The 23,143-nt window shown below is 61.1% G+C and carries 26 protein-coding genes, 1 tRNA gene, 1 pseudogene and 1 riboswitch; of the genes and pseudogenes, 15 read left to right on the top strand and 13 right to left on the bottom strand.

The features are described from left to right. The 3 genes from GNZ13_RS07110 to GNZ13_RS07100 form a co-directional block, all read right to left on the bottom strand. A partial coding sequence (locus GNZ13_RS07110) for a cytochrome c biogenesis CcdA family protein (protein WP_328807189.1) occupies positions 1 to 419 on the bottom strand: 419 nt, incomplete at its 3' end. After that, a complete protein-coding gene (locus GNZ13_RS07105; RefSeq protein WP_172161784.1) occupies positions 419 to 802 on the bottom strand; it encodes a thioredoxin family protein in 384 nt (127 codons plus the stop codon). The genes GNZ13_RS07110 and GNZ13_RS07105, both read right to left, overlap by 1 nt. A 194-nt stretch (positions 803 to 996) precedes the next feature. Then, positions 997 to 1,209: a MerR family transcriptional regulator gene (locus GNZ13_RS07100; protein ID WP_172161782.1), complete on the bottom strand. Its 213-nt coding sequence runs from the start codon at positions 1,207 to 1,209 to the stop codon at positions 997 to 999. 114 nt (positions 1,210 to 1,323) lie between these two features. On the opposite strand from GNZ13_RS07100, the gene GNZ13_RS07095 reads away from it, so the two are divergent. Next, positions 1,324 to 1,896 (top strand): TetR/AcrR family transcriptional regulator, encoded by a 573-nt coding sequence (locus GNZ13_RS07095; protein ID WP_172161780.1) that lies wholly within the window; start codon positions 1,324 to 1,326, stop codon positions 1,894 to 1,896. 73 nt (positions 1,897 to 1,969) lie between these two features. Then, a complete protein-coding gene (locus tag GNZ13_RS07090; RefSeq protein ID WP_172161778.1) occupies positions 1,970 to 2,545 on the top strand; it encodes a carboxymuconolactone decarboxylase family protein in 576 nt (191 codons plus the stop codon). Positions 2,546 to 2,670: 125 nt separating this feature from the next. Here the strand turns inward: GNZ13_RS07090 and GNZ13_RS07085 are convergent, their stop codons facing one another. Both GNZ13_RS07085 and GNZ13_RS07080 read right to left on the bottom strand, forming a co-directional pair. Next, positions 2,671 to 3,324, bottom strand: coding sequence for an NrsF family protein (locus GNZ13_RS07085; protein WP_172161776.1), 654 nt, complete (start codon positions 3,322 to 3,324; stop codon positions 2,671 to 2,673). Further along, positions 3,321 to 3,848, bottom strand: coding sequence for a sigma-70 family RNA polymerase sigma factor (locus tag GNZ13_RS07080; protein ID WP_172161774.1), 528 nt, complete (start codon positions 3,846 to 3,848; stop codon positions 3,321 to 3,323). The genes GNZ13_RS07085 and GNZ13_RS07080 overlap by 4 nt, the downstream gene beginning before the upstream one ends. Positions 3,849 to 4,113: 265 nt before the next feature. Here GNZ13_RS07080 and GNZ13_RS07075 point away from each other — a divergent pair, with 265 nt between their 5' ends. From GNZ13_RS07075 to GNZ13_RS07040, 9 genes and pseudogenes are all read left to right on the top strand, one after another. Further along, positions 4,114 to 4,434: a BufA1 family periplasmic bufferin-type metallophore gene (locus GNZ13_RS07075; RefSeq protein WP_172161772.1), complete on the top strand. Its 321-nt coding sequence runs from the start codon at positions 4,114 to 4,116 to the stop codon at positions 4,432 to 4,434. A 16-nt stretch (positions 4,435 to 4,450) separates the two neighbouring features. Beyond that, positions 4,451 to 5,341, top strand: coding sequence for an MNIO family bufferin maturase (gene bufB / locus GNZ13_RS07070; protein ID WP_172161770.1), 891 nt, complete (start codon positions 4,451 to 4,453; stop codon positions 5,339 to 5,341). After that, positions 5,313 to 6,128: an HvfC/BufC N-terminal domain-containing protein gene (locus tag GNZ13_RS07065; protein WP_172161768.1), complete on the top strand. Its 816-nt coding sequence runs from the start codon at positions 5,313 to 5,315 to the stop codon at positions 6,126 to 6,128. Before bufB ends, GNZ13_RS07065 begins: the two co-directional genes overlap by 29 nt. Then, entirely contained in the window at positions 6,125 to 6,607 is a 483-nt protein-coding gene (locus GNZ13_RS07060) for a DoxX family protein (protein ID WP_172161766.1), read from the top strand. The genes GNZ13_RS07065 and GNZ13_RS07060 overlap by 4 nt, the downstream gene beginning before the upstream one ends. A 75-nt stretch (positions 6,608 to 6,682) precedes the next feature. Beyond that, positions 6,683 to 6,845, top strand: a pseudogene (locus tag GNZ13_RS52070) (CDF family Co(II)/Ni(II) efflux transporter DmeF); the annotation flags it as partial. A 3-nt stretch (positions 6,846 to 6,848) separates the two neighbouring features. Then, on the top strand, positions 6,849 to 7,064 hold the full coding sequence (locus tag GNZ13_RS07055) for a DUF1289 domain-containing protein (RefSeq protein WP_172161764.1): 216 nt from the start codon (positions 6,849 to 6,851) through the stop codon (positions 7,062 to 7,064). Between the two features lie 69 nt (positions 7,065 to 7,133). Continuing rightward, positions 7,134 to 7,308: riboswitch (yybP-ykoY riboswitch) on the top strand. 21 nt (positions 7,309 to 7,329) lie between these two features. Continuing rightward, positions 7,330 to 7,920, top strand: a complete 591-nt coding sequence (locus GNZ13_RS07050) for a TMEM165/GDT1 family protein (RefSeq protein WP_172161762.1) — start codon at positions 7,330 to 7,332, stop codon at positions 7,918 to 7,920. Between the two features lie 253 nt (positions 7,921 to 8,173). Continuing rightward, on the top strand, positions 8,174 to 8,866 hold the full coding sequence (locus tag GNZ13_RS07045) for a glycine zipper 2TM domain-containing protein (protein ID WP_172161760.1): 693 nt from the start codon (positions 8,174 to 8,176) through the stop codon (positions 8,864 to 8,866). 150 nt (positions 8,867 to 9,016) lie between these two features. Continuing rightward, a complete protein-coding gene (locus tag GNZ13_RS07040) occupies positions 9,017 to 9,298 on the top strand; it encodes a hypothetical protein (protein ID WP_172161758.1) in 282 nt (93 codons plus the stop codon). 322 nt (positions 9,299 to 9,620) lie between these two features. Here the strand turns inward: GNZ13_RS07040 and GNZ13_RS07035 are convergent, their stop codons facing one another. From GNZ13_RS07035 to GNZ13_RS07005, 8 genes are all read right to left on the bottom strand, one after another. Then, the gene (locus GNZ13_RS07035) at positions 9,621 to 9,818 is read right to left on the bottom strand and encodes a heavy-metal-associated domain-containing protein (protein WP_172161756.1); all 198 of its coding nucleotides are present in this window, start codon (positions 9,816 to 9,818) and stop codon (positions 9,621 to 9,623) included. Positions 9,819 to 9,938: 120 nt separating this feature from the next. Then, positions 9,939 to 10,508, bottom strand: coding sequence for a phosphatase PAP2 family protein (locus tag GNZ13_RS07030; protein ID WP_236001836.1), 570 nt, complete (start codon positions 10,506 to 10,508; stop codon positions 9,939 to 9,941). After that, positions 10,508 to 11,743: a site-specific integrase gene (locus tag GNZ13_RS52065; RefSeq protein WP_236001835.1), complete on the bottom strand. Its 1,236-nt coding sequence runs from the start codon at positions 11,741 to 11,743 to the stop codon at positions 10,508 to 10,510. The genes GNZ13_RS07030 and GNZ13_RS52065 overlap by 1 nt, the downstream gene beginning before the upstream one ends. 1,022 nt (positions 11,744 to 12,765) lie before the next feature. Further along, entirely contained in the window at positions 12,766 to 14,472 is a 1,707-nt protein-coding gene (locus GNZ13_RS53760) for a DUF6538 domain-containing protein (RefSeq protein ID WP_172161752.1), read from the bottom strand. A gap of 163 nt (positions 14,473 to 14,635) precedes the next feature. After that, positions 14,636 to 14,712, bottom strand: a tRNA-Met gene (locus tag GNZ13_RS07020). 86 nt (positions 14,713 to 14,798) lie between these two features. Further along, on the bottom strand, positions 14,799 to 16,457 hold the full coding sequence (locus GNZ13_RS07015; RefSeq protein WP_172161750.1) for an MFS transporter: 1,659 nt from the start codon (positions 16,455 to 16,457) through the stop codon (positions 14,799 to 14,801). A 230-nt stretch (positions 16,458 to 16,687) separates the two neighbouring features. Further along, a complete protein-coding gene (locus tag GNZ13_RS07010) occupies positions 16,688 to 18,226 on the bottom strand; it encodes a sensor histidine kinase (RefSeq protein ID WP_172161748.1) in 1,539 nt (512 codons plus the stop codon). A gap of 9 nt (positions 18,227 to 18,235) precedes the next feature. Next, positions 18,236 to 19,024 carry a response regulator transcription factor gene (locus GNZ13_RS07005; protein WP_172161746.1) on the bottom strand — a complete coding sequence of 263 codons (789 nt, stop codon included), beginning with the start codon at positions 19,022 to 19,024 and terminating at the stop codon, positions 18,236 to 18,238. A gap of 243 nt (positions 19,025 to 19,267) precedes the next feature. Between GNZ13_RS07005 and recA the strand changes: the two genes are divergently transcribed. From recA to sucC, 4 genes are all read left to right on the top strand, one after another. Then, a complete protein-coding gene (gene recA, locus GNZ13_RS07000) occupies positions 19,268 to 20,344 on the top strand; it encodes a recombinase RecA (RefSeq protein ID WP_172161744.1) in 1,077 nt (358 codons plus the stop codon). A gap of 7 nt (positions 20,345 to 20,351) precedes the next feature. Then, a complete protein-coding gene (recX, locus tag GNZ13_RS06995) occupies positions 20,352 to 21,038 on the top strand; it encodes a recombination regulator RecX (protein ID WP_172161742.1) in 687 nt (228 codons plus the stop codon). A gap of 168 nt (positions 21,039 to 21,206) precedes the next feature. After that, positions 21,207 to 21,956: a DUF2889 domain-containing protein gene (locus tag GNZ13_RS06990; RefSeq protein WP_172161740.1), complete on the top strand. Its 750-nt coding sequence runs from the start codon at positions 21,207 to 21,209 to the stop codon at positions 21,954 to 21,956. Further along, the gene (sucC, locus tag GNZ13_RS06985) at positions 21,953 to 23,122 is read left to right on the top strand and encodes an ADP-forming succinate--CoA ligase subunit beta (protein ID WP_172161738.1); all 1,170 of its coding nucleotides are present in this window, start codon (positions 21,953 to 21,955) and stop codon (positions 23,120 to 23,122) included. The genes GNZ13_RS06990 and sucC overlap by 4 nt, the downstream gene beginning before the upstream one ends. Positions 23,123 to 23,143 lie beyond the last annotated feature (21 nt).

The raw sequence follows: 23,143 nt of genomic DNA, 5'->3' as shown, positions 1-23,143 counted from the left end.
ACGCAGGGACTCCAGACGGCTCCCAGAAGCAGTCCGACCGCGAACTGGCCTGACAGGGTGTCGCCTCGTATCCTGCTCAACCAGTTCTGACCCGGGCCACCGATTCCAGCGGCCGCGCGGTTGAAAACGGCCTGCAATCGGTGGGAAAACATCGCGAGCCCAAACAAAATCATCAGCACGGCGGCCAGGCGACGAAAGAGTTCACCATCCACACCCAGCGACGCGCCGACGCTGGCCACGAAAATCCCGATGACCGAGAACGACACGCCTAATCCAGCGGAGAGTGCAACGACCCCCAGCCGATGTGCCGCCAATGCCGACGCAACGAGTATGGGAACGAGGGCGAGCACGCACGGTGACAACGTCGTCAGGGTTCCGGCCAGGAACCCGAGCACGTAGGTACCCAGCGTGAAGTCCATTACAGGGCTTTGGCGAACGTGTTCTTGATGTCCTGTTCGCGCGTCTGCCCCGTAGAGCGCGCAACCTCGTGGCCACCCTTGAAAACAACGAAACTCGACTGCTGAGTCACTTTCAACGTCCGCTTCAGGGCAACTTCCTTGTCGTAGTCGGCCATGAAAATGGTCACGTCTTTCATTTCCGGGCTCGCTGCCAGACGGTCCACAATGGGTTGTTGGACCTTGCAGGTCGGGCACCAGGTCGCATGGAAGTAGACGATGTTTGGCTTCCTGTCGGCGTTCAGCCTGTCGAACCGGGCCTGGTTGAACGGCTGCTCGCCGGCGAAAGCGGCACTGACGACCAGTAACAAGCTCGACGCGAGCAGATATCGGCGAATAACTTTCAACGTTACGGTCTACCCAGAGATAAGCACAGCGTTATTGTTAGACGTCCCAGAGACGAAATGATTGCGCCTCTTGCGTTGCGGTTGCCGGCAAAGCTCGGGTTGCCTGCTGACCGCCGGACCCGTCACACTGGTGAGCCCTGTCACGGTTGTGTCGGTGGTGGTGTGTGCTACCGGCACGCCTCGCGCTGACGCGCTCACTGGGTCAGCTCACCGCCGTTCATGAGTGTGTCGATGAGTGGGCACGACACCTTGCCTTTCGACGTCGAGCAGCGCTGTACCAGTGTTGCCAACGCGGCATCCAGCATGGACAAATCCTGGATGCGCTGGCGCACATCGACAAGCTTCTTCCCAGTGATTTTTGCTGTCCATCTCGCATCCTTAAAACGCCGCACCTCGGGCAGTTCCATGATAAGCGAAGCCATTTGGCCACGAAACCGGCGCTGTTAGTCGAATAGCCGCACCTGCCTACGCGAAGTTCGATATTTTGGTATAGTTGGTCCAGAATCACTTCTGGATGTGACATGGCAAGGCCACTCGAGTTTGACCGAAACCAAGCGCTTACATGTGCGGTCGACGCGTTCTGGCGAGATGGATACGCGTCCCTGTCTGCAAACGACCTGGCGGCGCACATGGGCGTGGCCAAGTCGTCCATGTACAACACCTTCGGGTCGAAGCGGGATGTTCTGATTCAGGCAGTTACCAATTACGCAAGCACGCGAACTGCTGCTGTGCGTGCCACGCTTGGCGGGGGAAGCACAGGCGCAAAACTGCGCGCGATGCTGCTTGACGTCGCTAGCCACAATGACGGCGGACGGGGTTGTCTGCTTGTCAACACGGCAGTCGAACTGGGGCCGCACGACGAAGGTGTGAGACAACTCGTCAAAGCGGGGTTCGAGGGCATGATGGGCAGCTTCGAGGAGGTCATCCGGTCCGGTCAGGCACGGGGAGACATCGATTCGAAAGTCGACGCCGCGAAGCAGGCCATGACGCTAGTTGCGGGCATCGCCGGTTTGCGCGTAATGGCGAAGAGCGGCTTCACCAAAAAGCAGCTTGTGCCCTTCGTGGAGACTTTGCTCGCTGGCCTGTTGCTCTAATTTTTTTCTCTGTTTTGGACCGAATGGCTCAAAACATGGCGCTTGAGACCAATCCCTCGCACAAGGAGTTCACATGAACGCTATCGCAAAGCTTTCTTTTCCGCACCTTACCGTAGACACAGCCGATGCCCGGGCACGGGAGGTCCTGGAGACAGGACGCAAGGCAGCCGGTGGCATCCCGAACATGTATGCGGGCATGGCCAACATGCCTGCATTACTCGATACATATCTGCACGGCTATCAGCTCTTCCGGAAGGAGTCGACGCTCACTTCCGCAGAGCAGGAACTGGTTTTTCTGGTCATCTCGCGCGTGAATGAGTGCACTTATTGTGTTGCCGCGCATAGCTGGATTGCTGACAAGGTATCGAAAACTCCGGAGCAGGCCATCCAGGCCGTGCGCAACGACGAGGTGATTGAAGACCCGAAGCTTCGTGCGCTCGCTGAGTTCACACGGACAATGCTTATATCCCGGGGGAATCCTACGCAATCCGAGTTGGAGGCATTCGTGAGCGCGGGTTATACCGAGAAAAACGTGTTGGAAATCATCCTGGCCCTGGCCGTCAAAACCATCAGCAACTATTCGAATCACCTGCTCCATACTGAGGTTGATGCGAAGTTCGCGAGTACGGCCTGGGCGCCGAAGGCATAGCTCAAGGCTCGCCTGGTCGCCGGCCGGTGAGCAGAAGCGTCTTTGAGGTGCAGCGAGAAGGGAACGCTCGAACGCGTAATTTTCTTGAGGACGCTTCGTTTGCCGTCGTGCGGGGCATCCGGGCGTCAGCGCTGCGCCACCCAACCCAAAAGTCGATGACCATACCGGCCGCTCAACGACAGATAAAGCGCGGCGACGCCAAGGTTCCACAGCAATATCATCGCCGTTGCGTCGAGCGGGTGGAGAATTGAAAGCGCGACCGCAGTCACGGCGGCAACCGCGAGACTACCTACCATCGTGACCGGACCGGGTGACAGTCGAGCGACGTGGCGCAGCAAAATCAGCATCACGAGCGATAGGGGCATACCGACCAATACCAGGGTAGCAAAGCATCTGGCCGTTTCGCCAATAGACATGCCTTCTGGTCCAATCGTGACCCAATTGGTCAGGCAACCATAGCCCATTGTTGCTACCCAAACGAGGGACGCCGGTGCCGGCAACAGAAGCCAACGGCGCGACATACCAGGTACGCTGGCAAGGAAGGCACCCATGGCGGCCAGAATACCCGTTGCCGTTGCCGCAGCTACGCTGATGACAAATGGGGGTTGATGCAGTTTGACCGCCAGGTCGGCACGCACCCCATGGGCGATACCAACGAAGAGCATCACAGTTGCGGCAAGCAACAACCAGCATGCAGCTCTTGCCGCTGGAGACCGCAGTCGCCGGACCGGCGTTGCGTCCGCGACCAGCACGTCAATCAGGTCGGAGGTTCGGGTCATGATTTGCTACCTCGCTGCTGGAACATTTCCCGTAATCGTTTCATCGCCCGGTGAGTGGCTACTTTCAACGCCGCAACCGACATTCCACTTACGGCGGCCGCCTCCTGCAACGACATTTCTTCCAGTTTGAGCATTCGCATCGCGTCGCGCTGTCCGAAAGGCAATTGCTCGATAGCTTCCCTTACCAGACGGGCATTCACGGCCTCCTCCTGTAAGTTCGCTTCATCAGCAGCAAAGGTTTCCGGCTCCATTTCCCCTGAAGTTTCGTGTGCGCCTACGCGTCCACGCCGGCGCAGGCTGTCGACGATGCGTCTGTTTGCGATAGCGACCAGCCACGGCCCGAAAGGACGGGACGGGTCATACGTGTGACGCACTGAGTGCACGGTTAGCAGCACATCCTGAACCGTGTCCTCGATGTCGTCGGCATTCCGGATGTGCCGCGCAGCGAGCGCACGAAGATAGGGGGTTATGTCCCGGAGCAGCCGACGATAGGTTTCCTGGTCGCCGGTTTGCGCGCTGGCCATGGCGATGGACCAGTCCAGTTTGCCGTCAGCACGGCTGACCGGCGACTCAGCCTGGTGGGCCGACGTGAACGACTCCGGATTGCCTGTCTCGGAACCTGGAGCGGGATGGGGTGGGTGTGGGTGCCGGAGCATGCGGCGATTTTGAGGCGCGGACGACAGGTTGTCACGCAGAAAAAGTTTGTGTGGCCCGTAACCTTTTGGCGCGACCGGGCGAACCTTCCTACACGGCCAGAATGCACGGTCGCAACCCTCAGGAGGAAGCGTGATGAACAAACATTTGATGGCCGCCTCGACGTTTTCGTCGGCAATCGGCCTCGCACTTGCCATGCAGGCGGTACCCGTCCAAGCCCAGGCCATGAAGGACATGAGCGGAATGCCGCAGGTTGTGAAGGACAACATGGCAAGGATGCAAGCGAACAAACTGGAGAAGTGCTACGGCATCAATGCCGTATCGAAAAACGACTGCGCTGAAGGAGCCCATTCCTGCGCCGGACAATCTACGCAGGCACGCGACCCCAAGTCATTCGTTCTGCTGCCCGCCGGCGATTGCAGCAAAATCCAGGGCGGCAAGCTGAAGCCGGCTTGAGCGAAGGGGGATGGTCATGGATGCCGCTTCTGAAGCCTCGCAATATGCACATGGCGTGATTCCGGCGTGCGCCGGGGTCGGGCTGCGATTTCGCCACCATCACGAGGCCGTCGAAGGGCATCCGCCCGCCGCCTGGTTCGAGGTGCATACCGAGAATTACATGGGAGGCGGGAGCGCGCCAGCTTACCTGGACGCCATCCGCCGGGATTACCCAATCGCGCTTCACGGGGTGGGCCTTTCGTTGGGGAGCGCCGAAGGGATGGATGTCCGGCATCTGGAGCGTGTGCGCGGCGTCATCGAGCGTGTTGAGCCCGGGCTGGTTTCCGAACACCTGTCCTGGAGCGTCAGTGGCGGCAACTACCTCGCCGACCTGCTGCCGCTGCCGATGACGGAAGAAGCGTTGAGCATTGTCTGCACGCATGTCGACCAGGTCCAGACTTACCTGCAGCGGCGGATTTCATTGGAAAACCCGTCCACCTATCTGCGTTTCCGCCACTCAACCATCCCGGAATGGGAATTTCTTGCAGAGGTCGCGCGACGCACGGGGTGCGGCATTCTCTGCGACGTCAACAATATTTATGTCAGTGCCAGCAATCATGGCTGGAATGCATTGACCTATCTCGATGCTCTGCCGGCGAAGTTGGTTACCGAGGTTCACCTGGCCGGGCACAGCGTCCGACAGCTTGACCAGGGCCAGATAATTCGCATCGACGACCACGGCTCACGCGTCACGCCTCCAGTGTGGGACCTGTTTGAGCAAGCCCTCAAGCGCTTTGGACCCGCTCCCACGCTGATTGAATGGGACACTGATGTGCCGGCGCTTGAGGTTCTGATGGAAGAAGCTGCGATAGCAGAGGCCGCTATTGAGAGGCAGCGAAATGACAACCTGTGCACCAACGCTGCTTGAGTTGCAATGTGCGGTCCGCCGGGACTTGCTTGGGTTTGCCGATGGCGACGCATGCGAGTACGTCGTGCCGGACGGCCTGGCTCCCCAGGCACGGTTCGCCATTTACCGAAATACGGCGAACAGCACGCTGCTTACAGCGCTAAGGCTGACTTATCCGGCCGTGCAGGCTCTGGTCGGGTCGGAATTCTTCGAAGGCGCAGCGCGACTTTTTATTGAGCAATGCCCACCGTCGAGCGCACTGCTAGACAGCTACGGGGAATCGTTTCCGGAATTTCTGGCACGCATGCCGGAAGCGGCGTCTCTTGCCTATCTGCCAGATACGGCACGACTTGAATGGGCCGTGAATGAGGCGCTGCATGCACCAGACGCGAAGCCACTTGACCTGCAACGCCTTGAGCAACTGGATGAAGCCGACATGCAAGCCGTACGGTTTTTGTCGAGCCCTGCAGCGCGAGTACTTGAGTCGTCCTTTCCGGTCGATGCCATCTGGCACGCGGTGTTGTCCCGGGACGATTGCGCATTGGCAGACATCAATCTGGCCGCTGACCCGGTCTGGTTGTATGTCCACCGAGGGCCTTCGGGCGTCGGGGTGAACCGGATGGCAGAAGGACAATGCCGGTTCACGGCTGCCTTGCTTGCGGGGCGCGCCTTGCATGATGCCCTGGTCGACGTGCCGGACGCAGAGATATCTGTCTGGCTCGCACACCTTCTTGCATCGGGATGCTTTGCCGACATCTGCCTGTCAAATGAGGCGTCCAGCCAAACAATTGGGAGGCAAGTCACATGATGCCTGAATCTCAATCCGCTCATCGCCGGTCGAAACTGACTGACCGCATCCTACGTATCGTTGCGTGGCTGGAGCGAGTGCCGCACACGGTTCTTGCGCTTCCACTGAGGCTCGCTGTTGCAACGGTCTTCTGGAACTCGGCGATGACCAAGCTGGCCGACTGGAATGCGGCGCTCGAGCTGTTCAGGGAAGACTATCGACTGCCGTTGCTTGCTCCCGAGGTTGCCGCCTACCTGGCGGTGTCAATCGAACTGACTGCACCTGTTCTACTTGTGCTCGGCCTGGCGACACGACCTGTAGCAATGCTGCTGCTCGGCATGACGACTGTCATTGAGGTGTTCGTGTATCCGCAGGCATGGCCTACGCACATTCAGTGGGCTGCGATGCTGCTGGTCCTGCTGTGCCGTGGCGCCGGCAACTGGTCATTGGACTACTTGTTATACAGACGCTTTAATAGCCGCCCGGCATCAAGGGTGTAACGCGATATATACGATTGCCCTGGAATCGACCATCGCCTGTCCAGTGTACGGACACGTGAAGAGCGCGACCATGTCGACCTACACGTATGGCGCGTGGGTCCCGGTCATATGAGCGCCGTGGTGTCGGTGGCGACAAGTGAGTCCGCGAGACTCGCGCTTCTATCATGCAGTGCTCGAGCGCTTCACGGGGCTGTCGCATGTCACCGCTGAAGTGCGACCTTCACAAGCGGCGGCCTGACCCATGGCAGTCAAGTCACCGTGCATCGATGTGTGCGCCTTCGATGGCAAGACGAAATTGTGCGTTGGATGTTTTCGTACCCTCGATGAAATTCGAGCATGGAAGAAGATGACCGGCCACCGGCGCCATCAGGTAATTAACGACCGGGCGCGGCGACAGGCCAAGTTGCAGCGCGAATCTCTCGAGTTATCTGCCGAGCCGCGAACGTCAGACACCTGAATCAACGGGAGCGCCGCCACCGCTTTCTTCTGGCGACTTGCTTCTGTAACACCCAGCGCGATAAAATCGCATCCGCTCATTGGGGAGTAGCCGCCTCGAACGCGATGTTCGAGGGCGCACGTCAACATACTTGGCGAGTCGAGAGACCCGCTATGGCGTGCGCAGCTAAATGCCTGGCAAGACCGATGACTCGCATTCCGACCTGACCGGGTCGCCGGAATGCGTGTCATCGCGTTCTTATAGCGCGGCCCGGGTACAACAACCCATGCAATCCTTCCTTGTTTCAATCAGCGTGGTCGGCCTCGCCGAAATCGGCGACAAAACCCAACTCCTATCCCTAGTGCTGGCTGCACGATATCGCAAGCCCATTCCCATCATTCTTGGTGTGCTCGTCGCGACGCTCATCAACCATGCCGCATCCGGTGCACTTGGGGCATGGCTCGCAAGTGTGCTGAGTCCCGGCATCCTGAATTGGGCGGTCGTCGCGTCATTCGCGGTCATGGCGGTCTGGATTCTCATCCCCGACAAGCTGGACGACGCCGATGCGGTATTGACGAAAAATTCGATGGGCGTCTTCGGCACGACGGCCGTAACGTTCTTTCTCGCCGAGATGGGCGACAAAACCCAAATCGTCACCATTGCCCTGGCTGCGCGCTTTCATGAGTTCTTCGGCGTCGTCGCAGGCACGACACTGGGCATGATGCTGGCGAATGTGCCCGTCATCTACCTGGGACACAAGTTCGCCGACCGCTTGCCGACGAAGGCAGTCCACGTTCTTGCCGCCATCATCTTTGTCGTGCTCGGCGGATTGGCTCTGAGAACGGCGCTTTATCCGGCTGCGCATCCATTGCTTTAACCGGACGCCTCTTTTTGCGTAAGGGTGGAGCCACTTATTCCGGCGTCGCCTTAGCTTCGAGCCTAACCAGCTGACGCTCGACACTTCCATCGCCATTGTCATGGTCTGGGGGACGTCTGAGCTTTCAGGCGCGCTGGCTTGCGCGATTGTGTCGGAACAAGACGGTACAAATGCTTACAAAGCATCGTGCCGGCAGGGTACACCACCTTCGCTGCTGCGACGTTATTGCAGGCACATCCCAGTGGAGCTCGCAATGAACACGAACGTCTCTTCGAACATGCCGCCGCGCGGTCGCATTCATCCCCTGGTCGCGTGTGCAGCCGTGGCCGTTATCCTCGCCAGTGCCACCGGCATCGCGGCGATGACCGGAATGCTGCCCACTTCACGAGCTGTTACGGCGCCTCCGACGCAAGCTGTACCGGTCGCCGCCCAAGTCGCCAGCGCGCCGGTCACTTCGCCGCAACCGTACGTTGAACAACGCGCGACGCAGGAGGCGCCAGTCCAGCCGCACGTCCATCATCACCGTAGCGCTCCGGTTGAGCAGGCTCCGAGGTATGCGAACAACGATACCTATCAAAGTCAGGCTCAAGCCGCTCCAAGGCCAGTAGCAGTTGACCCGAATGCCGGGGAGGTTGTCGCCGTCAACGCAGTCCAGGAACCCGAGCCGACGACGGGGCTCGGAACCGTAGGCGGCGCTGTCGCTGGCGGGCTGTTGGGAAATCAGGTCGGCGGAGGACGCGGTCGTGTTCTGGCAACGATTGCTGGCGCTGTCGGTGGCGGGCTTGCAGGCAATGGCATCGAGCATGCGGTGCGTAAGTCTACGACCTACCAGGTGCAGGTCAGAATGCAGGACGGCAGCTATCGGAATTTCACCTACTCGACGCAGCCTCAGGTTCAGGTCGGTGAACGTGTCCGTGTCTCGGGGGACTCCCTGACCGCGTCGTAAGCATGGTCGGAGCCGGCAGTATCACAGCGGGTTACTGCCGGTTACAGTTTTGACATTTCCGCTGCACCTGCTTCCGCGGGCCACCCCTAAAATCTGCGTCGTTCGCCATTGTCTGGCCCCCGCCAGAAGTGAGCGGGACAGGAGAACTCCATGAAACGCGCGACCCTTTTTCTGGCAGTGGGCATTTCCGCTGCGTGCGCATCCAGCGCGGCCTTCGCACACGCCGACATTGGAGTTTTTCTGGGTGTGCCCGGCCCCGTCTATGTCGCGCCACCACCAGTCGTGTACGAAGCCCCACCGGTTGTCTACGCGCCAGCCCCGGTCTACGGCTACGGCTACCGCTATGAAGGGGATTACGACGAGCGCAGGTGGCATGACCACGGTCGCCACCGTGGATGGGAACACCATCATCATGGTGACGATGACGACTGATTCACCGATGGCTGTGCCCGATAGCGACTGAATGCTCGCGGACGGGATTCGACGCGCACCCAAATCGGGTGTTCATCTTGTCAGCGCAACCTTAAGCGGCATTGACGCAGTCAGTCACTTGCCGCCGTGTTTCGAGTGATGTGGATGGTGTAAATGCTCGCGCGAACGCTTGTAACTACGAGTGGCGCCGTCATCGGAGGTCGGGCATCATTCGCATCGACTCAGGCGCGACGATGCGAACATCGCCCATACCGACCAAACGGATGGCCACAGAGGCGAAACCCCGAGTCACGTTCCAGGGCTACCTCATTGCACGAAGCCACTACGCTTTGAGTGTTGGGTGAAAACCCGCTGCTTCAATCGCAGCGAGCACACGGTCGGGTGCCAGCGTCGAGTCGACTTTCACGTATTTTGTGGTGACGTCGATGTCCAGCTTCGCGGCAAGGTCAACGCCAGTGACCGCGCGCGTAATGGCGCTGGCGCATCCGCCGCATGACATATCCAGAATTTCAAATTCCATTTTTACCTCCAGTGGCAAATCTGAGCCCTTAGCGTGGACCTTCCCGTGGTGGGAAGGTCAAGCTGGCCCGACGCTCCTGATTTCGCTGTCTTGTGCCGCTCGCAAGCGGTTGCCAAGAAGCTATCTCGGCGCATAGACAGTCAGGTCGACACCGTGCTGCATGGCGACGTGTATCGCCGCACTGACGAGGAACGTGGCAAAGGACGCCACGCCGAGGGAAGAAGCGTCCCTCTGGCTTCCATCGCCAACGTGATGAAGCACCGCCGCCGTTGCTATCCAGGCCGCACCGAAACTGATTCCCGCGAGCACATCCGAAAACCAGTGGGCTCCCAGGTAAAGGCGTGAGAACGAGATGAGGAGAATGAACAGCGCTGTTGTAATCGCAATGCGTCGCCGGGCGACATGCCCCCAGGCGCGTGCAACGAAGAACGCCAGAAATCCATAGGTCACGACGCTTAGCGTCGCATGGTTGCTGGGAAAGGAGAAACCCTGCAAGCCGTCATACATCAGAGCCGGTCGCGGTCGACGGATGACGAATTTCAGCGTTATGACGAAGAGCTGCGCGAATCCAACGGCCGCAATCCAGTAAAGGGCACTTCGCAGCCTCCCTTGCCATACGAGCCACGCAAGGACGACGAGAATGACCGGTACGGTGACAGCCGCGTCACCTAGTTCTGACGCGCCAATCATCAGGGAGTCGAGCAGCGGGAAGCGAATCGTTTGTAATGCCGCATGAATCTGGACGTCGGCGGCGACGAGTGGGTCATCGCCTGGACGAGAAGCTCGAATTGCAAGTACTCCACTCCCGCTTCTTTTCCTTCGACGTTGATGCCAGGCGCGAACCCAAGGAATTGCTGTACCGCATCGTCGCAAAGACCAGACCGTTTCGCGAAGGCGGCGAAGGTGCTCCGGAAGCTCCGGAACGTCAGGTATCGGCCGCCCAGTCCCGAGTCGTCAAGATACGAGCCGAACCATGTCGCGAACACCGCGCTGCGTCCACCGTACGGAGTCACGCAAAGGTCGGGGAACAGCCATGAGGTGTCGCCGAAGCGGCGGCAGGTCTCGACAAAGTCAAGCCACCCAAGCTCGATGAGCGTCCGATGAAGTGGCACCGTCCGGCCTGCCAGGGGCTGCCCGAGGCGCCGCTCGCGCCGGATATCGCGCAAAGACGGGCACCAGACGCCGTCGCGCTGCACGACATCGCATCCGCGGAGACGACATAAATCTTCCAGACGGGCGCCGGTAAATTGACCGAGCAGTGGCAACCAGAACGCTGCTTCAAGTCCGCCCTTGCGTGGGCGCCGGTCCTGCGTGTACACGGGAGAGGTGTAAAACCTGTTGAGTTCGTCCGTCGTAAATGCGCCACCGAACGAGCCGGTGCCGTTCGTGACCGGCGTATCGAACGTTTGCGCGGCGGTGAACGGGTTCTGCCTGAGGGCCGTGACACGGTCTCGCATAGCCACGTTAACGACTGACGCCAGTAGCGCGACGACCGTGTCCACACGCTTCCGGGCCGTTTCGTCCCTAACGATGCAGGTCTCCCTGAAGTGCCTGACGTGCGCTACTGTCAGTCCTGAAAGCGGCTGGTCTCCGATAATGGCCGTGAAGTGCTCAACATGGCGATTGACCTCCCTCAACACCTTCGCATGGGGCATACGGTCCGCCTGCCAGAGACGCACGGCACTGTTCCATGTATCGTCGCTATCCACCGACGGTATCAATGAGATTTCCTGCAGATTCGCGACCGGAACCGGCTGGAGCGCCGGGTCATGCGGGCCATGGGCCAGGTGGAAAGGCTGTGTCGAAACGTTGTCGGCCTGATGATGAGACATGTGGATTGCTCCTTGGGTTGATGTGCTGATTCCGTGTAGCAATCGCGTTGTCAGCGCGGCATTTTCTAAAATTTTAGTTTTGTTGACCGACACTCCGCCCACAGGGTTTCGTGCAGCGAGGAGCTCGATGCACGCCCCCTGGAATCCGTCAGGCGTGTCGGCAGGCCTTGACCATTTCCGGGGGCGCACCGGGCAGGGGCGACGTCGGGGAGGAAAAGGCAGATGTCCGGCGGGATGGAAGAGGGGTGGGTCTGGGGCCGGACCGACCCGTGCTTTCGCGGGAGGTATGACGGTGCGTCCCTCTTGCTCATTTGACCAGGGAGCGGCGGCATCAGCGCCTGGCGAGGCGCATGGGTGAGGACGGCAAGGACGCCTCATTGCGCGATGCACCCCAGAGGCTTTTCCCGGAATATCCGCGCCAACCGTCGGGGCCTGAGCTGTGACGACCAGATACTGGAGTGGGACGATGGTGTGCTACCTCGTCCTCGCGTCCTGGCGAACCGTGAGTGGGGGGCTTTTCCTGCGACCACCCGGACTCCCGTTTTCGCCGGGTCGGCAATGGCGCTGGCAGGGAGATGCAGGAGCAGGGCGTGTCCCTGCGGTCCCGGATTCCTGCTGCGGATGTCGAGGTCGCAGGGCTGGTCAGGGCCGTCGGTGTGGCCAGGAGAATCCGGAGGCATAGACGCGCCGCGAAACGGGCGGAATCCGGACACCCTGCTACTTTCCTGGTCAGCGTGCGCCGCCTGCGCGTGTGCAGCGCTGGTACCCATCGGGTTCTACCTCGGAACCCATTGCCCGGGAACCCATTGTCTGACAGGTCATTGCCTTGTGAGGTCGGCGACACTGCAGGTGCCGGGTCAATGGCGCCTTTAGCATCCTGCCCCGGGCCGGGGGTGGCCGTCTGAGACGTGAGGAGTTCGCCTTCCCTGCTAAAGAGACTCTTTTTTCAGGGTTTTAAAGAGACTCCTCTCGCTTACGAGAACTCTTTTTTATAAATATTAGGGAGCGGGGTTTATACGCTTCGCTGCTTCGTGCAGAGAAAAGCCGGCCGCACAGGCGGCCGGCCTGCCCCAGGTGCAGGGGGACACCCGCGTCCTGGAACACGGAGGGCGGGACTAGGCCCGTCCCGCATAGGGCAGGTGACCCAGTTCCAGTCCGGGAAAGTCGAGCTTGTCCATCGCCTGCACCAGCAGTTCAAACGGCAGGCGCCTCTCGCCCTCGTCATTGCGGCCGTACATGCTGGTCGGCGCATGCCCGAGCAGTTCTTCAATCACGTCATTGTCGATGCCGGACAGCCGGCCAAAGGCCTTGAAGGTGTGACGGAAGCTGTGAAAGTCCAGCCGTGCGTCATCGAGGCCCGCATCGGCATCGAGATATTCGTTAAACCATGTGCTCCACATCGCACTGAGCTGACCGTACTGGTTTTCCTTCAGATGCGGGAACAGCCGGCCGTCGCGGTCCTGGGTTGCGACATAGTCAAGCCAGCCCAGGTTGAGCAGCGTCCGGTGGACCGGCAGGTAACGCATGATGCACGCCTCGCCGTTCTGATGCTCACGCTTGCTGTCGTGCAGGTGCAGACACCATACGCCGGCGCGCTGCACGACGTCCCGCGTGCGAAGGCGGCACAGGTCCTCGAGACGCGCGCCCGAATGGGGACCGAGCAGGGGCAGCCAGAACGCCGCTTCGCGCGCCCCTTTCCCTGGGCGGTGACCGTGGATGAAGACGCGGGATGCGTACAGCCGGTTGAGTTCGTCAACCGTGTAGGCGTCGCGCTGGGCTTCAGGGTCGGCGTCCTTGCGCACGGCCTTCCGGCTGTACTTCGCGCGCGCAAGCGGGTTGGTACTGAGCGTCGTCAGCTTCTTCTCAATCGCCACGTTGATAACGGGCGAGAGCAGCGAAACGATGGTGTTCACGCGGCTCTTGCCGACCTTTTCCTGCTCGAGGCACGCGGCCTTGAACTGCGCGACATGCGCCGGCGTCAGCGCGGACAGTGGCAGCGAACCGACCAGCCGCTTGAACCGTGCGACCTGCGATTTGACCTCGTCGGCCGTCTTGGGCTGGGGGGCCGCTTCGTCGACCCGGCTCTGCACAGCGGCGTCCCACGTATCGTTTTCATCGACCAGCGGAATCAGCCCGGGCGTCTCAGCGACGTCGCCCTCGATGCGCCGCAGCTCTTCCTCGACGGCCGCCAGATGGGCGTCGGTCATGGCTGTCAGCAGCGCAGCAAATTCGTCCGAGGCGGCCGGCAGCCACGCGCGCTCCCACATCAGATGTTCCTCAACGGACTCACGGATGCCTAAAAAGTCCTCGGCTGCCCGGGCCCGCCGCAACTGCCGTCGCGCCTCCAGCAGAAAGCTTTTGTGTGCCTCGTCGTCATAGCTGCTTCCGTCGTGTTCCATGGCCGGAGGGTCATTGAACAGCACCGGGCGGTATTCGTCATCGTTCGCCAGCGTATTCGCCGTGTAACGTTCGACCAGCCGTGGAATCTGGACCGCCTCGAGGCGCCGCGTGCCAGGTGGCTGGACAGTCGGGTGGTACGGATAGGGCTCGTCGTCGACGGCACGCAGTGCGCGCGGCAGCCAGGCGTTCGCGGCGGGCGCAGCTGAAGCAGTCGACGCGGCCTCCGCCCGGGCGAGGGCGATGACGCGTTCATATTCCAGGGCCGCCGCCGGCAGGCGGGTGACGGCCACCTCCTTGCAGGGCGTTTCCAGGCTCAGCCAGATTTCGGTCTTTTCGAGCGTGGCGCGCAGCTTGAGCGGCACCTTGCGGCGGAAGTAGTAATGGGTCGAATCGGCGCGGGTGGTCAGGTAAGGGTGTTTCACGGGTGCTCTCCACAGGAAGGTAACAGTGGCGTGTAGCACCCGGTCCTGGAAAACCGGCGACAGCTAAAATTTAGATGCGTACTGCGCCATTTCGGGCGCATTACCGGCGGTCCAGAACAAAAAAGCCGCTGCTTCGTGAGAAGCAGCGGCTTTTTCTTGCAACTGGTGGCGAATCAGGGACTCGAACCCCGGACCTGCGGATTATGATTCCGTCGCTCTAACCAACTGAGCTAATTCGCCGAAAGAAGCGAGATTATGAGGATAGGGCCGGGGGCTGTCAACCCCCGGCGCACAACTTTTTCAAGTTGCCCCGTTTATCAGGTGTTTCAGTCCTTCGCGTAGATATCCGAGTCCTTGGTTTCCTTGACGAACAGCACGCCGATCACGAGCGTAACGAGCGCGATCACAATCGGATACCACAGCCCCGAGTAGATGTTGCCCTTGGCCGCCACGATCGCGAAGGCGGTCGCCGGCAGGAAGCCGCCGAACCAGCCGTTGCCGATGTGATACGGCAGCGACATCGAGGTATAGCGGATCCGCGTCGGGAACATCTCCACCAGCATCGCCGCAATCGGCCCATAGACCATTGTCACGTAGATCATCATGATCGTCAGGATCACCACGCTCATCGGCCAGTTGATCTGCGACGGATCGGCCTTCGGCGGATAGCCGGCGGTCTTCAGCGTGGTCGCCAGGGTCTTGTCGAACCCCTTGCCCTGATCCTTGGCGTCGGCGGCCTTGCCGTCATACGTGTTGATCACCGTATCGCCGACCTTGATCTCCGCCAGCGTGCCCGCCGGCGCCGCGACGTTCTCGTAGTTCAAGCCGGCTTTCGAGAGCGCGCTCTTGGCGATGTCGCAGGAGCTCGTGAACTTCGCCGTGCCGACCGGATTGAACTGGAACGAGCACTCGTCCGGGTTCGCGATCACGACGATCGGGGACTTTGCCGTAGCCGCTTCCAGCGCCGGGTTCGTGTAGTGAGTCAGCGCCTTGAACAGCGGGAAGTACGTGCAGGCAGCAATCAGCAGGCCGGCCATGATGATCGGCTTGCGGCCGATCCGGTCCGACAGCGAGCCGAAGAACAGGAAGAACGGCGTGCCGATCAAGAGCGCGATCGCGATCAGGATGTTGGCCGTCGCGCCGTCGACCTTCAGCGTCTGCGTCAGGAAGAACAGCGTGTAGAACTGACCCGTGTACCAGACCACGGCCTGGCCGGCGGTCAGACCGATCAGCGCGAGGATCACGATCTTCAGGTTCTTCCACTGGCCGAATGCTTCGGTCAGCGGCGCCTTCGAGGTTTTGCCTTCAGCCTTGATGCGCGCGAACACCGGCGATTCGTTCAGTTGCAGGCGAATCCACACCGACACGCCGAGCAGGACGATCGACGCGAGGAACGGAATGCGCCAGCCCCAGACGCCGAACGCGTCTTCGCCCATGGCCGTGCGCGCGCCGAGAATCACCAGTAGCGAGAGGAACAGGCCGAGCGTGGCGGTGGTCTGGATCCACGCAGTGTAGAAACCGCGGCGTCCCGGCGGCGCATGTTCCGCGACGTAGGTTGCCGCACCGCCGTATTCGCCGCCGAGTGCAAGACCCTGCAGCAGGCGCATCGCGATGAAGATCACCGGCGACGCAATGCCGATCGATGCATAGCCGGGCAGGAAGCCGACCAGGAAGGTCGACAGGCCCATGATCACGATCGTGATGAGGAACGTGTATTTGCGCCCGACCATGTCGCCGAGGCGCCCGAACACAATCGCGCCGAACGGCCGCACCGCGAAGCCCGCGGCGAAGCTGAGGAGCGTGAAGATGAAGGCGGCAGTCGGATTGACGCCGGAAAAGAAGCTCTTGCTGATGAAGATCGCAAGTGAACCGGCCAGATAGAAGTCGTACCACTCGAAAACCGTGCCCAGCGACGATGCGAAGATCACCCGCTTCTCATCTCGCGTCATCGGCGCGTGGGAGAGTTGCCCGCCAACGGTAGCCATATGTCGTCTCCAATATTGATATGTGCACGCGGTCCGCCGGCAAAGGCGTTCCCGTGGAACCGATTATTGGAGTGGAAACTTACGGCGTACTGACGTGGAGTGGTGAAATGGTAGTCTCAGGCGTACCGAGGGAATTTCCATTAAAACCCGGCAACTGTCTGTTAAGTTCTTGCAAGATTTGACAACGTTATCTCAATATGGCGGTAGTCCATGCGTGGGTCTTCGCGCCCTTAGGGTAAGTCCCGGGCCCGTTCGAGCACGTGCAAGCTGACACGTACGAGCGTTCCGGCAAGCCGCGGGGAGGTTTGATAGACGTTATCGTCGATCGTCATCTCCCCGCCATGCATCGTCGTGATCTCGCGGACGATCGCGAGCCCAAGGCCGCTGCCGTCGCCTTCGCGGCCGAGAATCCGGTAAAAACGCTCGACTACCCGCGAGCGCTCGGCCACCGGAATGCCGAGTCCGGTGTCTTCCACTTCCAGATGCACGAGCCGCGCGGTCAAGTCGTGTCGCACCCGCACGGTGATCCTCCCGCCAGCCGGCGTATAGCGGATCGCGTTGTCGATCAGATTCGACAGCATTTCGCGCAGCATGACCGGATTGCCGTCGACTTCGACCGGCTCTTCGGGCGCTTCGTAGCCGAGGTCCATCTGCTTGGCGAGCGCGGCCTGAACCCAGTCGCGCACCGCGCTGCGCGCGACTTCCGTCACCTCGACGGGCGTGAAAATCTGCCCCGACATGCGATTTTCCGCGCGCGCCAGCGCCAGCAACTGGGTGACGAGACGCGCCGCATGCTCCGAACTGGTGGCGATCTGTTCCAGCGAGCGGTGGACTTCTTCGGAGGCGTCCTGGCGCAGCGCAAGCTCAGCCTGGGTGCGCAGACCGGCAAGCGGCGTTTTCATCTGATGCGCGGCGTCGGCGATAAAACGCTTCTGCAGCTCCATGTTCTGTTCGAGACGCGTCAGCAGATCGTTGAACGACGTCACCAGCGGCTCGATTTCCGGCGGCGCGCGGCGGGCTTCGAGCGGCGACAGATCGTCTGGGCGGCGCGCGCGAATATGCGCCTGCAGGGCATGCAGCGGCGCGAGTCCGCGCGACAGGCCGAACCACACCAGCAGGATCGCCAGCGGCAGGATCACGAACTGCGGCAGGATCACGCCTTTGATGATGTCGTTGGCAAGCTGGCTGCGTTTGTCGAGCGTCTCGGCGACCTGCACCAGCACCGGCTGAGCGCCGGGTGTCTGCGGAAATTCGACGGTCGTATAGGCGACGCGAATATCGTTGCCGCGCAGCATGTCGTCGCGGAATTCGACGAGGCCCGGCGGCGGCCGGTCTTCCTCGTGCGGCAACGGCATGTCGCGCTCGCCGCCCACCAGTTCGCCACGTGTGCCGAGCACCTGAAAGAACACGCTGTCGACATTGTCGGCGCGCAGAAAGTCGCGAGTGGAGTCGGGCAGCGACAGCTCCGCCACGCCGTTGATCGGGTGGATCTGGCGGGCGAGCACGTAGGCGTCGGTTTCGAGCGCGCGGTCGAACGGGCCGTTGGCGATCGACTTGGCGACCAGGTAGGTGACCGCAAGGCTCATCGGCCAAAGCAGCAGAAGCGGCGCCAGCATCCAGTCGAGAATCTCGCCGAACAGCGAGCGCGGGCGCGCTTCGGCGGCGGCTTCGGTCTCGTCGGGCGGGGCGAACGGATTGGCGTAGCGCTCGTCGCGCGCCTCGTCGAGGTCCGCCGCGTGCGCCGTAGCGCGGTCTGCGCGTGCGGACATGGGTGTCCTCTATTTGTAGTGATGGCTCGCCGGCATCGCGGCCGACGGGGGCGAGGAGGGCGGCTCTGGCTCGGCAAGTGCATGCGGCGCGGGCGCGCTGGCGCTCACGTTCACGTTCGTGTTCGAGGGTAGGGCGGCTTTCTCGAGGCAGTACCCGAGGCCCCGCACGGTGATGATGCGCACACCGCTCGGCTCGATCTTCTTGCGCAGCCGGTGCACGTAGACTTCGATCGCGTTATTGCTGACTTCCTCGCCCCATTCGCACAGATGGTCGACGAGCTGTTCCTTCGATACCAGCCGCCCGATCCGTTGCAGCAGCACTTCGAGCAGACCGAGTTCGCGCGCCGACAGGTCGATCACCTGCTCGTTGACATAGGCGATCCGGCCAACCTGATCGAACGACAGCGAACCGTGCCGCACCACCGTCGGGCCGCCGCCCGCGCCGCGCCGGGTCAGCGCGCGCACCCGCGCCTCAAGCTCGTTGAGTGCGAAGGGTTTGGCCATGTAATCGTCGGCGCCGAGGTCGAGGCCTTTGACGCGTTCGTCGACGCTGTCCGCAGCAGTGAGGATCAGCACCGGCACGTTCGAATTGCGGGCGCGCAGGCGGCGCAGCACCTCGAGCCCCGACATGCGCGGCAGGCCCAGATCGAGGATCAGCAGGTCGAAAGTTTGCACCGACAGGGCGGTGTCGGCCTCGACGCCGTTTTTCACATGATCGACGGCATAGGCCGATTGGCGGAGTGATCGAACCAGACCGTCCGCGAGTATGCTGTCGTCTTCGGCAATCAGAATTCGCATGGTGCGCCAACCTGGCGTTGCCGGCACCGTGGGGTGTCCCCCGGCGCACAGCGGTCTCCGAAAATTATTGTGGGTAGTTGGGCAGCGCGACGGTAAAAATGCGCGTTCGCATGAGAATCGCGCTTGCCAAAACTACTGTTTTTTTATACAGTGTCTGTGTTTCGTGTGCTGTCCTTCAAGAATCTTGAAAAGGCGGGCCGCACATCTGCCTCAGACGCCGTTCATCATAGCAAAGGACGATTCATGGAAGAAAGCAAGAAAGGCTCGGCTGGACTGACTGCTGAAAAGAGCAAGGCACTCGCTGCCGCGCTTGCGCAGATCGAAAAGCAGTTCGGCAAAGGGTCGGTCATGCGGCTCGGCGCAGGTGAGGTAATCGAAGACATCCAGGTGGTCTCGACCGGATCGCTCGGCCTCGACATCGCGCTGGGCGTCGGCGGTTTGCCGCGTGGCCGTGTGGTCGAAATTTATGGCCCGGAATCGTCCGGTAAAACCACGCTGACGCTGCAAGTCATCGCCGAAATGCAGAAGCTCGGTGGCACGGCAGCGTTTATCGACGCGGAACACGCGCTGGATATCCAGTACGCGGGCAAGCTCGGCGTGAACGTGAACGACCTGCTGGTTTCGCAGCCGGACACCGGTGAACAGGCGCTCGAAATCGCCGACGCACTGGTGCGCTCAGGCTCGATCGACATGATCGTGATCGACTCGGTTGCGGCACTCGTGCCGAAGGCTGAAATCGAAGGCGAAATGGGCGACTCGCTGCCGGGTCTGCAAGCGCGTCTGATGTCGCAAGCGCTGCGCAAGCTCACCGGCACGATCAAGCGCACGAACTGCCTCGTGATCTTCATCAACCAGATCCGTATGAAGATCGGCGTGATGTTCGGCAACCCGGAAACCACCACGGGCGGTAACGCGCTGAAGTTCTACGCGTCGGTGCGTCTGGACATTCGCCGGATCGGTTCGATCAAGAAGAACGACGAAGTGATCGGCAACGAAACGCGCGTGAAGGTGGTGAAGAACAAGGTTGCGCCGCCGTTCCGCGAAGCGATTTTCGACATTCTGTATGGCGAAGGTATTTCGCGTCAGGGCGAAATCATCGACCTCGGCGTGCAAGCGAAGATTGTCGATAAGGCCGGCGCCTGGTATAGCTACAGCGGCGAACGTATTGGTCAGGGTAAGGACAACGCGCGCGAATTCCTGCGCGAAAATCCGGACATCGCCCGTGAGATCGAAAACCGTATCCGTGAATCGCTGGGCGTGAATGCCATGGCAGAAGCGGCGACGGGCGTAAGCGCCGAAGTCGCGGGCGAAGAAGAGTAACCCGCACGTGATACGCAAGGGCCGGCCGCTATCCAGTGCTGCCAACGCTGGACGCAACGCGGACGGCCCGCGTGACGGTGACGATGATCCCTTCGAGTCGTTCGATGCGCATGATCGCGCCGCAGGTCGCCAGCCGCAGTCTGATTCTTCTGCGCAAGCTGCAGCGGACCCGTCCGAAACCACCTACACCCGCTCGCGCCGCACACCCGGCGAGGCGAAGCCAGGGGAGGACGATGCAAAAAAATCCCAACGCCCGGCCCGTTCGCTAAAAGGACGTGCGCTCGGCTATTTGTCCCGGCGTGAATACAGCCGCTCCGAACTGGCGCGCAAGCTGAAGCCGTTCGTCGAAGAAACCGGTTCGCTCGAGACCTTGCTCGATTCGCTGGAAGCTGAAAACTGGCTGTCCGATTCGCGCTTTGCTGAAAGCCTGATCCATCGGCGCTCGTCGCGGTTGGGCGCGAGCCGGATCGTCGGCGAATTGAAACAGCACGCGGTGGACCAAACGCTGGTTGAAGAGGCCAGTGCGCAACTGCGCGAAACCGAACTCGCGCGCGCTCAGGCCGTCTGGCGCAAGAAATTCGATCGGCTTCCCGAAACGCCCGCCGAGCGGGCCAAACAGGCGCGTTTTCTGGCGTCGCGCGGTTTCTCGGGCGCCACGATCGGCAAAATTCTCAAAGGGTTCGACGAGGAATGAAGCAACGAGTCGCTGCCAGGCCGCGGCAGAACCCCGCCGCCAGCCTCACTTCGAGATAAGGCCTTCCGCGTTCCCCGCCCCGCCGGGCGGCCCTGCGCATTCCGACCTGTCTCAAATACCCAGTATGCTAAAATTCACGGGTTTTCCAATCCGGCCTTTCCTTTCCGCATGCCGCTCTCTCCGCCAGTGTCCCGTCAGTTGCGCCACCGTCGCGCAATCAGAGCGGAAGCCTATGAGCGAGCCGATGGCCTGTGGGATGTGGAAGCGTGCTTGACCGACGAAAAACCGCGCGATGTGGTGCTTGCGTCGGGCATCCGGCCCAATGGTCAGCCGATCCATGAACTCTGGCTTCGCATCACCATCGATCGCAAGCTCAACGTCGTCGACGCCGAAGCGTCGTCCGACTGGGTGCCCTATCCAGGGCTGTGCCAAGCCAGCAATCCCGCCTACCGTGCCCTCATCGGGCTCAATCTGTTCCAAAACTTCCGTCGCGATGCTGCCCGTTTGCTGGCCGGCACGGCTGGCTGCACGCATCTCACCGAGTTGTGCGCGTTTTTGCCGACCGCCGCAATCCAGGCATTTGCCGGCGACGTGTGGAACACCAATGAAGGCACGCCCGGTGCAACGGCAAAGTCAGGGACCGAGCAGGCCAAAAGTGCAGACAGCACAGACGAGCATTCCAACAACAAACCGCCATTCCAGCTGGGACGCTGCCACGCGCTGCGTTTCGACGGCGAGGCGGTGCAACAGTTTTATCCGCGCTGGTATGGCCGCGCTCCGTATACAGCGGATCGCGCGGCATCGTCAGGCGACGGGGCAGCCCGGCAGACAGGTGAGGGCGGCAACGCGTCCGGCATGAACGACGGCAGCGGAAACGATGTTCAATCCAACTCTCAGACTGAAGGGAATCACGCATGAAGATTCACGAGTACCAGGGTAAGGAAATCCTGCGGAAATTCGGCGTCGCGGTACCGCGCGGCAAGCCGGTCTTCTCGGTGGATGATGCGGTCAAGGCCGCGGAAGAGCTCGGCGGCCCGGTATGGGTCGTGAAGGCTCAGATCCACGCGGGTGGCCGTGGCAAGGGCGGCGGCGTGAAGGTCGCCAAGTCGCTGGAACAGGTTCGTGAATACTCGAACCAGATCCTCGGCATGCAGCTCGTCACGCACCAGACCGGTCCGGAAGGCCAGAAGGTGAATCGTCTGCTGATCGAAGAAGGCGCTGACATCAAGAAGGAACTGTATGTCGGCCTCGTGATCGATCGCGTTTCGCAGAAGATCGTCGTGATGGCATCGAGCGAAGGCGGCATGGACGTCGAAGAAGTCGCGGAAAAGACGCCTGAGCTGATCCACAAGATCGCCGTCGATCCGTCGACCGGTCTGAAAGACGCTGAAGCCGACGAGCTCGCCACGAAGATCGGCGTGCCCGCCGCTTCGCTGCCGCAAGCACGCGCGATCCTGCAAGGCCTGTACAAGGCATTCTGGGAAACCGACTCATCGCTGGCCGAAATCAACCCGCTGATCCTGACCGGCGACGGCAAGGTCATCGCGCTTGATGCGAAATTCAACTTCGATTCGAACGCACTGTTCCGTCACCCGGAAATCGTCGCGTATCGCGATCTGGACGAAGAAAATCCGGCTGAAGTCGAAGCGTCGAAGTTCGACCTCGCGTACATCTCGCTCGACGGCAACATCGGCTGCCTCGTGAACGGCGCAGGTCTGGCCATGGCGACGATGGACACCATCAAGCTGTTCGGCGGCGAACCGGCGAACTTCCTGGACGTGGGCGGTGGCGCCACGACCGAGAAGGTCACGGAAGCGTTCAAGCTGATGCTGACGAACCCGAACCTGACGGCGATCCTGGTCAACATCTTCGGCGGCATCATGCGTTGCGACGTGATCGCGGAAGGCGTGATCGCCGCGTCGAAGGCGGTTCATTTGCAGGTGCCGCTCGTCGTGCGCATGAAGGGCACGAACGAAGACCTGGGCAAGAAGATGCTCGCTGAATCCGGTCTGCCGATCATTTCGGCGGACAGCATGGAAGAAGCTGCTCAGAAGGTCGTCGCGGCCGCTTCGGGCAAGGCGTAAGCCAGCCGAGCGTTTACCAGG

Origin of the sequence: Paraburkholderia elongata, from assembly GCF_013177735.1 — a bacterium.
Taxonomy (GTDB): Bacteria; Pseudomonadota; Gammaproteobacteria; order Burkholderiales; family Burkholderiaceae; genus Paraburkholderia; species Paraburkholderia elongata.
Note: the sequence above shows the minus strand (reverse complement) of the source record. Positions and strands in the feature narration are given on the sequence as shown.